At 44.4% G+C, this 13,504-nt stretch carries 11 protein-coding genes; 1 reads left to right on the top strand and 10 read right to left on the bottom strand.

Going from position 1 to position 13,504, the window contains the following annotated elements; translation table 11 throughout:
• Positions 1-5 precede the first annotated feature (5 nt).
• Both lgt and THMIRH_RS03385 read right to left on the bottom strand, forming a co-directional pair.
• Complete coding sequence (gene lgt / locus THMIRH_RS03390; RefSeq protein WP_173290755.1) at positions 6-803, bottom strand: prolipoprotein diacylglyceryl transferase; 798 nt, start codon at positions 801-803, stop codon at positions 6-8.
• A 97-nt stretch (positions 804-900) separates the two neighbouring features.
• Positions 901-2,925, bottom strand: a complete 2,025-nt coding sequence (locus THMIRH_RS03385; protein WP_173290753.1) for a HAMP domain-containing methyl-accepting chemotaxis protein — start codon at positions 2,923-2,925, stop codon at positions 901-903.
• 301 nt (positions 2,926-3,226) lie between these two features.
• Between THMIRH_RS03385 and THMIRH_RS03380 the strand changes: the two genes are divergently transcribed.
• The gene (locus THMIRH_RS03380) at positions 3,227-3,643 is read left to right on the top strand and encodes a response regulator (protein WP_173290751.1); all 417 of its coding nucleotides are present in this window, start codon (positions 3,227-3,229) and stop codon (positions 3,641-3,643) included.
• Here the strand turns inward: THMIRH_RS03380 and murG are convergent.
• From murG to ftsL, 8 genes are read right to left on the bottom strand one after another with little or no spacing between them, the layout of a single operon-like run.
• Positions 3,630-4,718, bottom strand: coding sequence for an undecaprenyldiphospho-muramoylpentapeptide beta-N-acetylglucosaminyltransferase (gene murG, locus THMIRH_RS03375; protein ID WP_173290749.1), 1,089 nt, complete (start codon positions 4,716-4,718; stop codon positions 3,630-3,632). The two genes, THMIRH_RS03380 and murG, sit on opposite strands and share 14 nt — an antisense overlap.
• Before the next feature lie 8 nt (positions 4,719-4,726).
• Positions 4,727-5,875: a putative lipid II flippase FtsW gene (ftsW, locus tag THMIRH_RS03370; RefSeq protein ID WP_173290747.1), complete on the bottom strand. Its 1,149-nt coding sequence runs from the start codon at positions 5,873-5,875 to the stop codon at positions 4,727-4,729.
• A complete protein-coding gene (murD, locus tag THMIRH_RS03365) occupies positions 5,872-7,206 on the bottom strand; it encodes a UDP-N-acetylmuramoyl-L-alanine--D-glutamate ligase (RefSeq protein ID WP_173290745.1) in 1,335 nt (444 codons plus the stop codon). The genes ftsW and murD overlap by 4 nt, the downstream gene beginning before the upstream one ends.
• Before the next feature lie 14 nt (positions 7,207-7,220).
• A complete protein-coding gene (gene mraY / locus THMIRH_RS03360) occupies positions 7,221-8,306 on the bottom strand; it encodes a phospho-N-acetylmuramoyl-pentapeptide-transferase (RefSeq protein ID WP_173290743.1) in 1,086 nt (361 codons plus the stop codon).
• 11 nt (positions 8,307-8,317) lie between these two features.
• Positions 8,318-9,721, bottom strand: a complete 1,404-nt coding sequence (locus tag THMIRH_RS03355) for a UDP-N-acetylmuramoyl-tripeptide--D-alanyl-D-alanine ligase (RefSeq protein ID WP_173290741.1) — start codon at positions 9,719-9,721, stop codon at positions 8,318-8,320.
• Positions 9,705-11,282 (bottom strand): UDP-N-acetylmuramoyl-L-alanyl-D-glutamate--2,6-diaminopimelate ligase, encoded by a 1,578-nt coding sequence (locus THMIRH_RS03350; RefSeq protein ID WP_173290739.1) that lies wholly within the window; start codon positions 11,280-11,282, stop codon positions 9,705-9,707. The genes THMIRH_RS03355 and THMIRH_RS03350 overlap by 17 nt, the downstream gene beginning before the upstream one ends.
• Complete coding sequence (locus THMIRH_RS03345; RefSeq protein ID WP_173290737.1) at positions 11,266-13,062, bottom strand: peptidoglycan D,D-transpeptidase FtsI family protein; 1,797 nt, start codon at positions 13,060-13,062, stop codon at positions 11,266-11,268. Before THMIRH_RS03345 ends, THMIRH_RS03350 begins: the two co-directional genes overlap by 17 nt.
• Positions 13,059-13,382: a cell division protein FtsL gene (ftsL, locus tag THMIRH_RS03340; protein ID WP_173290735.1), complete on the bottom strand. Its 324-nt coding sequence runs from the start codon at positions 13,380-13,382 to the stop codon at positions 13,059-13,061. Before ftsL ends, THMIRH_RS03345 begins: the two co-directional genes overlap by 4 nt.
• Between the last annotated feature and the right edge of the window lie 122 nt (positions 13,383-13,504).

Raw genomic sequence — 13,504 nt, 5'->3', positions numbered from 1 at the left:
TGATTTTAGGATTTTTTGGAAACCGAAAAAGAACGATAAAAAATCAAGAACAAACCTATTAACATCATCGGCAAAGATAAAATTTGCCCCATGGTGACCCAATCCAACCAGAGGTAACCCAGTTGTGAATCGGGAACTCGGTAAAACTCCACGACAAAACGGAAGAAGCCATAGCCCAATAAAAACACCCCAGCCACAGAACCCAAAGGACGTTCTTTACGGGAATAAATGGCGAGTATCACAAACAAGACAATCCCTTCTAAAAAGGCTTCTAACAGTTGAGTCGGATATTTTGTCACCACTTGGCCTAATTGCGCATCATAAACCGCCATACCCAAAGGAGAATCGGTGACTCGCCCCCACAGTTCGCCATTGATAAAGTTACCTATGCGCCCAAAGAACAAACCAAAGGGCACCAAGGGCGCCACAAAATCAGCCACCGCCAACACCGACATTTGAACCTTACGGGCATAGAGCCACATGGCAATACTCACCCCGATCAAACCGCCATGAAAGGACATTCCACCCTGCCAAACCTTCAAAGCATCTAAGGGCGCGTCAATATAATGGCTTAAGTCATAAAACAGAATATAACCAATTCGACCGCCTAAAATAACGCCCATCGCACCATAAAACAGAAAGTCGCTGATTTTATCGCTGTTCCAATCGTTGGTTTTTTTGGCGATCCAGCTGCCATAAAAATAAAAACTGGCAAAGCCCGCTAAATACATCAAGCCATACCAGTGAATATGCAATGGCCCCAACGACAGGGCTACGGGATCAATGTGTGGATACTGCCACATAAGTCAGCCACCTACTCTAAAACTTAAAGGCAGAATGATAACAAAAAAGGGGCTTTTAAGCCCCTTAGTTTGATGATATTGATTAAAACTATTCGCGTTAAATTTTGAACTGATGTACCAGCTTTTCGAGTTTATCGGCTAATCCTTGTAAATGATGCCCGGCTTTTTCAGTTTTTTGTGTCCCTTGCACAGTTTGTTCCGACACGCTGTAAATGTCATTAATCTGATGATTCACTTCCTGAGTCAAGGTGGTTTGTGACTGAGCAGCCGCCAACATTTGATTCGACATTTGATTAATGTCTTCCATCAATAACACCACTGGATTAAGCACCTGTTGCGCTTGCATCACAGAATCATGCCCCGCTTGAGTGGTTTCCTGTCCTGAATCGACAACTTTCACGGTAATGCGCGTGGCCTCTTGAATTTTAGCGATGACTTTCTCAATTTTGAGCGTAGACTCTTGAGTTCTTTTTGCCAAACCACGCACCTCGTCAGCAACCACGGCAAATCCTCGGCCATGTTCGCCAGCTCTTGCCGCTTCAATTGCCGCATTTAATGCCAGTAAATTGGTTTGTTCTGCAATATCTCTAATGACACTGACAACGGTACTGATGGTTTTGCTGTCTTCATTCAACTGCATAACAGAAGCGGTAATTTCGCGCATTTCTTCAGAAACCAATTGAATATTTCTTGCCGAACCACGCACCACTTCACCGCCTTCTCGCACACGCTCTGCCGCCTGCTTGGTGGCATTTGAGCTGTTCAAAGAGTGGCCTTCAACTTGTTTGGCTTGATTGGCCATTTCCATCATAGAACCATTTAAATGTTTAGCAATACGCATTTGTTGTTCAACGCCAGATTTGGCATTTTGCGTCACCTGTAATAAATTGGTTGATGAATTCTCTAACTCTTCGACGGTTAAAATCACATCTTTAAGAGTCGTCTGAATTTTGTGGATAAAGGCATTAAAGTATCTCGCCAAATCGGTTAACTCATCTTGACCTGCCAAAGCCAAACGGCGCGTTAAATCGCCTTCACCTTCGGCAATATCACGCATGGCCGCTGCCAAGTTTTTCACCGGCTGTACCACCGAATGAGTAACGCGTTTTGAAATCATCATGCCCACCGCTTGCCCAAGTAATGACAACACCAACAACAAGATCAGGTTTCTTAAGCTGCTGTCTGCCACATCCAAACCTAGCTCTTCCATTTCTTGGTTGCTCACTTGTGACAAGCTGATTAAGGTATTTTCGATTTCGACAAATAAGGGTTTAATTTTGTGAATCATCAACCAGTTATCCATGCGCCACTGTTCACCTTCATGGATCACACGCACTTGCATAAAGTTTTCACGGTAGGCTTCATAAATCTCTGGCAATTTTGCCAAACCATCTTCTTCTTCAAGAGTCAGTTCAAATTTGGTTTGATTTTTGAGTTGATAAACCGAGCTTTCAAACTGGTTTAAATACATATCGATGCTATCAGCCATAGCACTCGAACGGAAAGCCACATAACCTCGCAAACCGCTCATAATGTTTTGCCAGTTAGACTGGATTTTAAGCAAATCCTCAATGACTTTTTGGCGTGCAGGATTAAGATTAGACAACTCAGATGCCAGCATAAGATTAATTTCTTGCGTCATTTGCGTTGCTAAAGGCAACATATTTTTATCCACAAACGCAAACGCCGGATAATTTTTAGACTTATCCGCTTGCAATGTTTTAACTTCATCAATCAAGCTAGGCAAGCCTTCAAATAAGGACTCTAATTTTTGAATAAGTTGACGCTCTTCTTGACCCAGCTCACTGCTAAACTCTGCTTTTAAGGCGCTTAACAGACCTGCAGCCTGCTTGAAACGATTTTCAAAAGCCAGCATTGATTGATCATCACCGGTAAAAACATATTGAACCAACTCACTCAGGCTTTGCTCTAAGCTAAAGGCCATCTCATTACTTTTGACAGCAATCGGTTGTTTTATCTCTACCACTTCTTGCACATTCATCCGCACCACTGACAAATTAATGACAGCTTGTAGGGTAATAATGGCTAAAACAATCCAAATGACGCCAAATCCAAAGCGAATTTTCTGTTTAAGGGTCAGTTTTTTAAGAAATGCTTCCATATCAGGTATCTTCTTATGAGTCATATTTTTATGTAAAACTTAACAAGCAATATAAATGCCAAAGCAATGCGCCAGTCAAGCGAGGACTTTTTAATTTTTTACGAACTTTTACTTAAATAAAAATTAGAACTCAACATTTAACACCTAAAAACTAACTTTAAATCAAGTTATTACACCCAAATTACCGCGACATAATTGCTTTTACCCCTTAAGTCATGCAAAATGTTTTAAACATTGATTCTGTAATGAAAATTATTGATGGTTTTGTGACCCTTTACAGCCCCTCTTTCGGAGCCGAAACATGCTAAACATACTTGTATTGGATGACGCTGTCGTCATTCGCTCTTTATTGAGATTGACCTTAACCAGTGATGATCATGTGGTTGACGAGGCGCAGACCGTTGATACCGCCATTGAATTTGCGCAAAGCAAATCCTACGACTTAATCTTGTGTGATTTTATGTTGGATGATGGGGAAACCGGATTAGACTTTATTAAAGCTGCTCGCACTGAGAGTTTAAATAAAAACACGCCCATAGTCATGTTGAGCGCAGAAGACAGTAACGCCCACAGAGATATACTTAAAACCTATCAAGTCAGTGCTTGGATTAAAAAACCTTTTACCCCAATTGGCCTTTTAAGGGTCATTTACAAAGTCTTAAATATTGACTACAAAGAATCCAAACACGCCTTATTTACTGAGGTTAGCAAGGCTTAACTGAATTTTCACTGAGTTGATTTAATAAAAGTTGCGTAATTTTTTGCGTCGCTTGTTGTGGGGTTTGCTCCCTAATGCTTTTAGATGCTGCATTTAATTTTTCAACATCTAACCAAAGCATCAATTTTTCCGCCAATAATTCTGGGGTCATCACCGCTTGCGAAATAACCTCTCCCCCATTCAACCCCACTAAGGCTTGTGCATTGGCCGTTTGATGATCATCAACCGCATGAGGATAAGGCACCATTAAAGCAGGTCGTGCCGCGGCCATCAATTCGCTGACCGTTAAAGCGCCAGAACGACACACCACTAAATCGGCGGCCTCATAAGCACTCACCATATCATCAATAAAAGTGACCACCTCAGCATCTACACTGGCATCGGCATAAGCCTGCTGAGTTTGCGCCAGCAAAGCCGCGCCCGTTTGATGGGTAACTGTTGGGCGGATTTCAGCTGGTAATAAAGCCAAAGCCTTTGGCACGGTATCGTTAAGCGCCAAAGCGCCTCGACTGCCTCCAACGACTAAAATATGCAGCGGTTTTTGTGAATGTAGAACAGGGATTTGCTCAAACCCTGCTCTTACGGGATTGCCTAACAGCAAAACCTTTTGGCCTGTCCAAACCTTTTGTTCAAAAGCCGTAATGATGTTAACCGCCCAAGGCGCAAGGCGTTTATTGGTTAAGCCCGGAATGGCATTTTGCTCGTGAATCACTAGAGGAACCCCTAAAGACTTTGCCGCCAAACCGCCTGGCCCACACACAAAACCGCCCATGCCCAAAACCAAATCTGGCCGATGTTGTTGCATAATTTTACGAGCCTGCCACCAAGCCCGCAAAATTCTAAAGGGCGCTGCCAACCAACCTAACAGCCCATTGCCCCTTAAGCCGCGAATGGCGATATTAAACAGTGGAATATTGGCTTGCGACACCCATCCCTGCTCTAAACCGCCCTGAGTGCCCAGCCAGATGACCTCGACCCCTTCAGCTTGTAAAGCATGGCCAATCGCAATCCCAGGAAACACATGGCCTCCTGTTCCACCTGCCATAATCATGATTTTTTTTCTTGCGTTTTTCATATTCAAAGTCAGTCAGTTTGATGAATTTCGGGTTTGCGAGTTTCATAATCCACGCGTAAAACCACCGCCAGCGCAATACACAGCATTAACACACTTGAGCCACCATAACTCATCAGCGGCAAGGTTAATCCTTTGGTTGGGAACAAGCCAAAATTAACACCCAAATTGATTAAGGCTTGCAACATAATCCAAATGCCCACGCCATAGGCAATTAAGCCGCCAAAAAAGGCGGACTTTTCAAACGCCTTGCGGCCAATCCGAAACAGTCGATAGCAAATCATTAAATACAACATCACCAATACAGCAATGCCTATAAAGCCAAACTCTTCTGCGTAAATCGACACCAAAAAGTCGGTGTGCGCATCTGGCAAATACAATAGCTTTTGAACACTCGCCCCTATGCCTTGCCCCCACCATTCGCCACTGCCAGAGGCAATGAGCGCTTGAGTCAACTGATAACCTTTACCAAACGGGTCAGACCAGGGGTCTAAAAAGTTGGTTACCCTCGCCATACGATAAGGGGAAACAATGACCATCACCATCAGTAATACAGCAATTGGGAAAACGGTAATCACAAAATACAACCAAGGTGCGCCGGCGATTAACAACATACCGGTAATAATAACGGCAATCACAAAAGTACTGCCAAAGTCTGGCTCTAGCAATAACAACACCGCCATTAAACCAAAGGGTAATGCCAGTCGAATCACCGCAAAAATATTCTCTCTCACCGCAGAGGCATGGCGCTCTAAATAGCCTGCCATAAAGATGACCACCACCATTTTCATAAACTCTGAAACCTGGAAGTTCATAACCACCAATGGCAGCCAACGCTTACTCCCATTGATGTCGCGTCCAATCAGCAATACCAAAATGAGCAGCACTATGCCAATTAAAAACAATTTACCGCGATGCTTTTCCCAAAAGGACAAAGGGATTTTAAAAATCATCCATCCCACCAAAATACCCAAGGTCATTGAAAACGCCTGGCGGCTGAAATAGTGAAATGAATGATCAAAGCGTTTTTCACTGATGGCGATGGAGCTGGACATGACCATCATCAACCCTATCACCATCAATACCGACACCAGCCCAATCAACCAATAGTCAATCGGCCATTGTCGACTTTGATGTTGCCAGTGACGCAATGGACTCATGCGCTGACCTGCAGATGGCAATTTTGCAACAGCTCAATCACACTGGCTTCAAACACTTGACCACGGTGCGCATAATTTTTAAATTGATCAAAACTGGCACATGCGGGCGAAAACAACACCACATCACCTGGCAAAGCTAAGGATTTTGCCAGTTTTAAGGCTTGCGACAAGTCTTCGACACAAGTGTAAGGCGTTGAACTTAATGCCTGAGCGATTAAATTTTGATCTCGCCCAAAGAGGATACTGTGGCGACCATAGGTTTGCATCACTGGCGCTAAATCGCTAAAGTCGGCATCCTTGCCAACGCCACCGGCTAATAAAATCACTTTTCCGTTAGCTGACTTACCCATCGACTGAATGGCAGTCACCGTCGCCCCCACATTCGTCCCTTTAGAATCATTAATCCAACTCACGCCATCCTGCTGTGCAACCAGTTGGGTGCGATGTGGTAATCCTTTAAAACAGCTAAACACCGTTTGATAAACTGATGTTTCAATGCCAAACACACTACACAAAGCGATGGTGGCTAGGGCGTTCATATAATGATGCTCCGCTTGCAAAGCCATGTCGGAAACTTTGATTATTTTTTGTTGCTCAAATACCAACCAATCTTCGCCGTCCAAATGCATGACCCCATTTGGACTCCCGTCACCAAAGCGCACAAGCTTAGGCGCTTGCACAAAAACATGACTGGGGAAGTTACTGGGTAAAACAGCCAATTCTGTGTGATTAAAAATATTCATCTTGGCTTGCAAATAGTCCTCTAAACCCGCATAACGATCCATATGATCTTCGGACAAATTTAAGATGGTTGAAGCGATGGTATGCATAGAATAGGTCGTTTCCAGTTGAAAACTGGATAACTCCAACACAAACACTTGATATTCAGGCTGATCACTGGCCAATAAATCTAAGGCTGGCGTACCGATGTTCCCCCCCATACCCACTTGATAACCTGCTTGGGTGAGTACTTCAGTGACCAGCGTTGTCACCGTGCTTTTGCCATTAGAACCGGTAATCCCAATAATCGGTTGCCCAACGGTTCTGGCAAACAATTCAATGTCACCAATCACCTCAATACCTTGCTGAATCAATTCCAACACCCAAGGTTCAGATTTGGCAATGCCAGGACTTAATACAATGGCATCTATCTTTTTAACCCAAGTTGGCGGTAAGCTGCCAACGGCAAACTGTCCATCAGGAAACTCTGCCTGTATGCCAGACAAATCAAAGTCTGCTCGGGTATCGAACCCAAAGCAGGCCTCGCCCAAACGGTCAAAATAGCGCAATACTGACAACCCTGTCAGCCCTAAGCCTGCCACCAGATGCATAGATATTTCCTTTCTTAACGAAGTTTTAAACTGGCCAAGCCAATCAACACTAAAATAATGGTGACGACCCAAAAACGCACAATGACTTGTGATTCATGCCAGCCTTTTTGCTCAAAATGATGATGTAAAGGTGCCATTAAAAAGATGCGCTTACCTTTGCGTAATTTAAAAGAGCCCACCTGTAAAATAACCGATAAGGTTTCAGCGACAAAAACGCCGCCCATAATAAAAAACACCAGCTCTTGCTTAACCGCCACCGCCACCGTACCCAAAGCAGCACCAATCGCTAAAGACCCAACATCGCCCATAAACACCTGAGCAGGATGCGCGTTAAACCACAAAAACCCTAAACCTGCACCGGCTAGAGCGGCACAAAAAATCGTCAATTCACCCACGCCTGGCAAATAAGGAATATTCAAATAACTGGCAAAATACACATGCCCTGACAAATAGGCAAACACACCTAACGCCCCTGAAATCATCACCGTTGGCATAATGGCTAAGCCGTCTAATCCATCGGTCAGGTTAACGGCGTTAGAGGTTCCTACTATGACAAAATAACTCAATACAATCGACCAAGCCCCCAGCGTGATAAAGGTGTCTTTCATGTAGGGAATTAACAACTGAGTTTCTGCTGGCAAACTGGCAAACGCAAATAAACTATAGGCTGTGACCAACCCTACGAGCGACTGCCAAAAATATTTGGTACGAGAACGCATGCCATTCGGGTCTTTATAAACCACCTTTTTGTAATCATCTACAAAGCCAATCACCCCAAACCCCATCATGCTCAAGGTAACAATCAGCAAATAATGGTTGGTTAAATTACCCCAGAGTAAAATGGCCATCGCCACAGAAAACAAAATCATTACTCCGCCCATGGTCGGTGTGCCGTGCTTCACCAAATGGGTTTGCGGCCCATCTAAGCGCACCGCTTGACCCACCTTAAGTTGTATCAACCAGCGAATAACGGCTGGACCAATAAAAAATGAAATCAATAAGGCGGTCAGAATCGCCATGATGGCTCGCATGGTGATGTAGTTAAATACCGCAAAGCCGGAGACATATTGGGTGAGATATTCCGTTAAATAAATCAACATACAGGTTGCTCCTAGCCGTTGTGTGTTTGTTTGTTATTAGAAATCAAGGTCTGGCTGACCACTTCCATGCCTGCAGAACGCGAGCCTTTCACCAGAATATTCATCTTGATTTCTACATTTTGTTGAATCGTGTTTTGCGCCGCTTCAATCATGGCATCATGGCTGGCAAACCACTGAACTTTTGCATCATTCGACTGACACTCTGCATAACCTGCACCCATCACAAAAATAGACTCAACACCCGCATTCATTGCATAATCAATCACCGACTGGTGCGCCGCTAAACTTTGTTCGCCCAATTCTGCCATAGACCCCAAGCAGACTAAATGCTGTCCATTCAAGCCCATCAATGTATCAATACCGGCTTTAACCGAGGTTGGATTGGCATTGTAACTGTCGTCAATCAGAACACCTTGCTTTAACGGATAAGTCATTAAACGCCCCGAAACGGCTCTAAAATTGACCAGGCCTGGTTGAATTTGCGCCCAATTTAAGCCTGCCGCCCAACCACAAGCAATCACGCCCGCCACATTCATGGCGTTATGCGGGCCCAATACGGACAACTGCACTTGCACTTGAGATTGATCCGGTAATTTGAGATCGACTTGAATACCTATGTCATTTTGTGTCACTTTCAGCACTCGAACATCTGCTTGTTCTGAACGACCAAAGCTAAGCACTTGGCGATCGAGGGCTTGACAAGATGCCAGCCATTGCTCGCTCCCCGGAGAATCTAAATTGATAATGGCTTTGCCACCGGGCAATAACCCTTCAAAAATTTCACCCTTGGTATTAATCACGCCTTGCAAAGACCCGAAGCCTTCCAAATGCGCTTTTGAAGCTTGCGTAATCATCGCCACATTGGGCTGAGCTAAATGGGTTAAATACTGTATTTCCCCACCATGGTTGGCACCCATTTCAATCACCGCGTAATCATGTGAGGGTTGAATATTTAAGAGCGTTCTGGGAACGCCATAATCATTATTTAAATTCCCTTCGGTTGCTAAAGTATGACCTAAATGGGCTAACACACTGTGCAACATGGTTTTACAAGTGGTCTTGCCATTGCTACCCGTAATGGCAAACAAAGTTTTCAATGGGCATTGCAAACGATGCCATGCCGCAAACTGCCCTAGGGCGATGCGTGTATCTGACACCAGCACCACTGGAATATCCAAATGTTGGGCCACTTCTGGATTAGACGCCAAGATAACAGCAACCCCATGCTTGATGGCTTGAGGAATAAAATCATGGCCATCAAATTTCTGACCTTGCAGGGCAACATAGCAGTCCCCGTCTTGTATCTGACGACTATCGGTTATCATGCGTTCAAATGTAATTGATTCAGCATCAGCGCTTGCACTAATTACCTGCCCTTTTACTGCATCACTAAGTTGTTTAAGAGTCCATGTCATCTTTTTTCTTCCACGCCAGCACAGTAGCTTGATCACTAAAATAGGTTTGTTCTTGGCAAAAGGCTTGATAGGTTTCATGCCCTTTACCCGCGATGAGAATAATATCTTGCGGATTGGCTTGCGACAATGCGGTTTCTATGGCAGTTTGGCGATCAGGAATCATCAGCGGTTGCGGATGTTTTGTCGGATTAAAGCCTTGCAAAATATCGCTCAAAATATCATAAGAGGCTTCGCAACGCGGATTATCATCGGTTAAAACCACCGCATCTGCATAATTTTGAGAAACCTTGCCCATTAAAGGCCGCTTGCCCTTATCACGATTGCCGCCACACCCAAACACCACCCAAAGTTTCTGGTCGGACTGCCCAGTAGTTTCGACCGGCGCCATGTGTTGGCGCACCGCCAACAATGCCTGCTGCAAAGCATCCGGCGTGTGGGCATAATCGACCAATACACTGGGCAGACTGCGAACTTTTTCCATACGCCCCGTGACTGCTTGCAACTTGGGAAGCGCCTCTACTATGGCCGACAGCTCAAAACCATTCACCAAACTCAATCCAACCGCACAGGCTAGATTTTCAGCATTAAATCTACCCATTAACGCGGCATGCGTTGCAAATTTGGCATGCTCAGTTGCAATATCAAACATCATGCCTTGCGCATTTAGCTTTAAATTTAACAGTGACAAATCGGCTGCAACTTGCAGGGAATAGCCAAACTTTTTAGATGGCTGAGCATCCGAAGCATAAAGCGCTTGACCCAATGCATCATCTAAATTAAGCACTTGATAAGTTGCGGAGTAGTCTTCAAATAATGCTTGCTTTGCCTGACGATAAGCCGCTTCCGTTTGGTGAAAATCTAAATGATCTCGGGTCACCTGTGTTAAAGCGACCGCATTAAAAATCAGTCCCGCGATACGATTTAAAACAATGCCATGCGATGAAACTTCCATCACGCAATAACGAATGCCCTGCGCCACAAACTTTGCCAACACACGATTCAATACGATGACATCTGGTGTGGTATTTGGGCTCACTTCCAAATCGACTTTCAGCGGATTAGAGGCTACATTGGCATCATAAGTCACAAGACCATTTCCCAAAGTGCCAATCATGGCAACGGGTTCATGGGTTAAATGGCTTAGTAATTGGGCGGTATAAAACGCCGTTGAGGTTTTACCATTGGTGCCCGTTATGCCTATCAGTTTTAATTGTGTTGAGGGTGCGTTATAAAACCAGGCGGCCAATTTGGGTAAGACAGTGACCAAATCGGCAACCCACCAAATGGCCACTGCTGGTGGCATTTGGCTTAAGACTTCCTCGCAGGGTTTCTCATCTGTGATGACGCATATTGCACCTTGTGTGATGGCCTTTTCGATAAAAGCATTGCCGTGCAGCTTATTTCCAGAAACAGCGATAAAAACACTGTTGGCTTGTACTTGACGAGAATCATCAAACAAATCTTGGATGGGATAATTCGCAGCATCCCCAAGATGCCCATTCAGAATAACGAGATCCGTGGATTGGCTGATAAACTGCCAAACATCATAAAGAGGGCGCATTCATCACCTCCTTGACTATGTCTGTTGGCACATTGTATAAACGCAACACTTCAGTCATGACCTCTTTAAAAATAGGTGCCGCCACACTGCCGCCATAATAAATACCGCGACTCGGCTCATTCACCGCCACCACCATGATAAATCTTGGGTCAGAAACCGGAACCAATCCTGCAAAATAGGCAAAATATTGGTTTTCTTCGTAACCACCACGCTTGGTTTTATGCGCCGTTCCCGTTTTACCCGCCACACGGTAACCGGCAATATGCGCTTGCGGAGCAGTACCGTGGCTACCGACAACCTTCTCCATCATTTCCAACACTTCATGAGCGGACTCGGGTGACACGACTTGAATTCGGGTTTCTAAAGCATTTTCATTACCCTGCGTTTTCTTTAAAATGCTTAAAGGAACCAGCTGACCATCGTTTGCAAAGATGGTGTAAGCCTTGGCCAGCTGTAATAGGTTAATGTTAAATCCATAACCGTAAGCCGCCGAGGCATGTTCAATTTTTTGCCATTCACTATAACGCTTCATAAACCCTAGAGATTCGCCCGGCAAAAAGATACCTAAATCTTGCGCAAACCCAACATCTTGATAAAGCTGCCAAAGCTGCTCAGGTTTCATACGCATAGCAACCTTAACCATACCGACATTGCTTGATTTTTCGATGATTTGCTCGGGTGTTAAACGCCCCTTATCTTTGGGATCAGTGACTCTTTGACCTTGAATGGTGATCGAGCCTGGACTGGTGTTTATTTCTTCATCCAACGAAACCAAACCCAAGTCTAGCGCTTTCGCAATAACAATTGGTTTGACTGTAGAACCCGGCTCTACCACATCTGTAATCACTCGATTACGAATGCCTTCACCGGTTAACTGTGACCGATCATTAGGATTAAACGCAGGCAAACTCGCCATGGATAAAATTTCACCCGTTTTAGCGTCTAACACAACTGCCGTAGCAGCCTTGGCTTGGTGTTCAATCATGGCACGCTTTAACGCGCGCTCTAAAAAGAACTGCACATCCTTATCAATACTCAACACCAAATCTTTACCGGGCTTATCTTCAGTAATGTCTTGCACAAAATCAATCACATGCCCCGCACGATCTTTGATGACTTGTTTTTTTCCCGATTGCCCGGTCAACCAATCATGATAAGTCGATTCAACACCCGACAAACCCTTGCCATCAATGTCTGTAAAACCCACTAAATGCGCAGTGGTTTCGCCACCAGGATAATAGCGCTTATATTCATTTTCGACGTAAATTCCTGGAATATTAAGGTCATCTATTTTTTGTGCCAGTGTTGGCTGAATGGAACGCTTTAAATATAAAAATCGTCTATCCGGTTGACCTGCCACTTTTTGAGAAACCATATTCGCAGACAAGCCCAACCAACTCATGACCTGTTGATAGTTAGCGAGTTGTTTTTTCAAACGCGAAATTTCTTTCTCATTATGTTCAACCAATACACTCAAATCCCCTTTAGACAAATGCGCCTGTATATCCAAATAAGGTGCCAAAACTTTGGGATCGCACCACACGGATGCCATGGGCGTACTTAAAGCTAAAACAGACCCTTGTCGATCAAAGATAGTGCCGCGTGCCGCGGGAATTTCCAAGGTGCGTATTTGACGTTTATCACCCTCGGACTGTAAAAATTCAGCCTGAAGAATCTGCACATAAAAAGCTCTTGCTAAAACCAATAACGCAATAATGGCTATCATCACAAAGACAACCGAATCTCTTTTGATACGACGATTGGCCTGATATAAACTCATTTCGGTACAGTTTCCTGCTCAACCGTTGGGATCACGATTTCTTGAGTTCCTGCGACCATTGGCTCACCCGACATATCAGACATAACAGGCTTAATGAAAATAACTTGCGCTTGATTATCTGAGTTAGAGATTAAATGCATTCCCAATTTTTGGGTTGCCAAATGCTCAACTCTCGCTGGTGCCGTTAGATGATTGCGCTCAAGACTTAAGCGCCCCCATTCTTCTTGCAAGTTTTTTTGTTGCATCAATTTATCAGAATACTTTGTTTCTAATAAGCGCACTTGATGCTGAACCTGAACAACCGCCAACAGCAAAATCATCGAAATTCCTAAAAGTATGAATGCAAAAAACCCAGACCGACGCCATAAGGGTCGACTGGGTTTTGATGGGGATGACAAATTCACGCGTTCGTCGCTAGGTTATGCCTCTAGAACAATCCTAG

It is taken from the genome of Thiosulfativibrio zosterae (assembly GCF_011398155.1).
GTDB classification, from domain to species: Bacteria; Pseudomonadota; Gammaproteobacteria; order Thiomicrospirales; family Thiomicrospiraceae; genus Thiosulfativibrio; species Thiosulfativibrio zosterae.
The sequence above is the reverse complement of the archived record's forward strand: the minus strand, read 5'-3'. Positions and strand labels throughout refer to the sequence as shown.

Coding starts and splice junctions, on each gene's coding strand:
- THMIRH_RS03345 (WP_173290737.1), bottom strand. CDS start 13,062: ATGAGTTTATATCAGGCCAATCGTCGTATCAAAAGAGATTCGGTTGTC.
- mraY (WP_173290743.1), bottom strand. CDS start 8,306: ATGTTGATTTATTTAACGGAATATCTCACCCAATATGTCTCCGGCTTT.
- THMIRH_RS03380 (WP_173290751.1), top strand. CDS start 3,227: ATGCTAAACATACTTGTATTGGATGACGCTGTCGTCATTCGCTCTTTA.
- murD (WP_173290745.1), bottom strand. CDS start 7,206: ATGCATCTGGTGGCAGGCTTAGGGCTGACAGGGTTGTCAGTATTGCGC.
- THMIRH_RS03350 (WP_173290739.1), bottom strand. CDS start 11,282: ATGCGCCCTCTTTATGATGTTTGGCAGTTTATCAGCCAATCCACGGAT.
- ftsW (WP_173290747.1), bottom strand. CDS start 5,875: ATGAGTCCATTGCGTCACTGGCAACATCAAAGTCGACAATGGCCGATT.
- THMIRH_RS03385 (WP_173290753.1), bottom strand. CDS start 2,925: ATGGAAGCATTTCTTAAAAAACTGACCCTTAAACAGAAAATTCGCTTT.
- lgt (WP_173290755.1), bottom strand. CDS start 803: ATGTGGCAGTATCCACACATTGATCCCGTAGCCCTGTCGTTGGGGCCA.
- ftsL (WP_173290735.1), bottom strand. CDS start 13,382: ATGATTTTGCTGTTGGCGGTTGTTCAGGTTCAGCATCAAGTGCGCTTA.
- THMIRH_RS03355 (WP_173290741.1), bottom strand. CDS start 9,721: ATGACATGGACTCTTAAACAACTTAGTGATGCAGTAAAAGGGCAGGTA.
- murG (WP_173290749.1), bottom strand. CDS start 4,718: ATGAAAAACGCAAGAAAAAAAATCATGATTATGGCAGGTGGAACAGGA.